The 1576-nt window shown below is 68.1% G+C and carries 1 protein-coding gene and 1 pseudogene; both read right to left on the reverse strand.

Translation table 11 applies throughout. The features are described from left to right. A pseudogene (locus tag WAN71_RS11480) lies at positions 1-306 on the reverse strand (DNA processing protein DprA); the annotation flags it as partial. Beyond that, positions 303-1576 (reverse strand): YifB family Mg chelatase-like AAA ATPase (locus tag WAN71_RS11485; RefSeq protein WP_422225443.1); only part of this gene is annotated, 1274 nt, incomplete at its 5' end. The pseudogene WAN71_RS11480 and the gene WAN71_RS11485, both read right to left, overlap by 4 nt.

Raw genomic sequence — 1576 nt, forward strand, 5'->3', positions numbered from 1 at the left:
GCCCCGCGGCTTGGCCGCGACCGCGACGCTGCTCAACGCGGCGAACGCCAGCGTTGGCCACTCGGCGTCGTCGGGCGTGATCAGCCGACCACCGCGGCGCGCAAGCAACTCGAGATCGTCTGTGGCCCGGTCGATTTCGCGCCTCGCTTCGGTGTGATGGGCCAGGTTGTCATCGACCTGACCCCGTCGAACCCGTTCGGCCGCTTCTACCGGCCCGACGTGATCCACCAGGACAGCCAGCTCAGCGCAGGGTGGTTCGACCGCCCGAGACAAGTAGGCCCATGCTCGCGACGTCAGGTCGGTCATCGCGAGGCTCCGGGTTGGCGAAAGCTCAATGCAACGGCCACCTCATCGCGCCCGGGTTCGGTTCGGCCGGCCAGATCGGCCAATGTCCAAGCGACTCGCAATGTCCGGTCAACGCCGCGGATGCTCAACAGACCACGTTCCAGCGCGCTGCGCAGCGGCTGCATCGCCGCACTACCAAGCCGGAACCGGCGCCGCAGCAGTGTTCCGCTGACCTCGGCGTTGGTGCGGAATCCGTGTGGACGCCAACGCTGCATCGCCGCGTCACGGGCCGATGCCACCCTGTTCCGGACCTGGGCCGTTGACTCGGCCTCGGTGGTCGTGAACGCGCTCATCCGCACCGGATGCATCTCAACCCGCAAGTCGACGCGGTCCAACAGCGGCCCGGACAACCGGCCCAGATAGCGGCGTTTGACAGCTGCCGCGCAGATGCAGTCACGCGGATCCGCCGGGGCGCAAGGACACGTATTAGCGGCCATAACCAGTTGAAAACGAGCCGGATAACACGCCACCCCATCTCGGCGGGCAAGGCGAATCTCGCCGTCCTCCAACGGCGTTCGCAACGCCTCCAAAACGCTCACACTGATCTCGGCGCATTCGTCGAGGAACAGCACCCCGCGATGCGCCCGGCTGACGGCGCCGGGCCGCGCCATTCCCGATCCGCCGCCGACCAACGCCGCAACGCTGGAGCTGTGATGCGGCGCAACGAACGGCGGCCGGGTAATCAGCGGCGTGGCGTCCGACAGCAGGCCGGCAACCGAGTGAATAGCGGTGACCTCCAACGACTCGCCGTCCGATAGTGACGGCAGCAGCCCCGGAAGACGTTGTGCCAGCATTGTTTTCCCAACACCCGGCGGACCGGTGAGCATCAGGTGATGCGCCCCGGCAGCGGCCACCTCGACGGCGAAGCGGGCCTGGGTCTGCCCCACTACGTCGGCCAGATCCGCCGACGGCTCAGCCTCCGGGACTACTCCGCTGATCCGCTCGTCTAGCTGCGCCGCCCCGCTGAGCCAGGCCTGTAGCTGCGCCAGCGTGCGCACGCCCCACACCTCGATGCCGTCGACCAAGCTGGCTTCGGGCAGGTTTTCCACCGGAACCACCGCGGCTTTCCAGCCCTCACCTTTGGCCGCCAGCACCGCCGGCAATACCCCGCGCACCGGCCGAACCCGTCCGTCCAGAGCCAACTCGCCCAGTACCACGACCGCCTCCAGCTGTCGCCACGGCGTCTTCCGCTGCGCCGACAACACCGCGGCCGCTAAGGCCAGGTCGTATA

The organism is Mycobacterium sp., from assembly GCF_049280035.1.
GTDB lineage: Bacteria > Actinomycetota > Actinomycetes > Mycobacteriales > Mycobacteriaceae > Mycobacterium.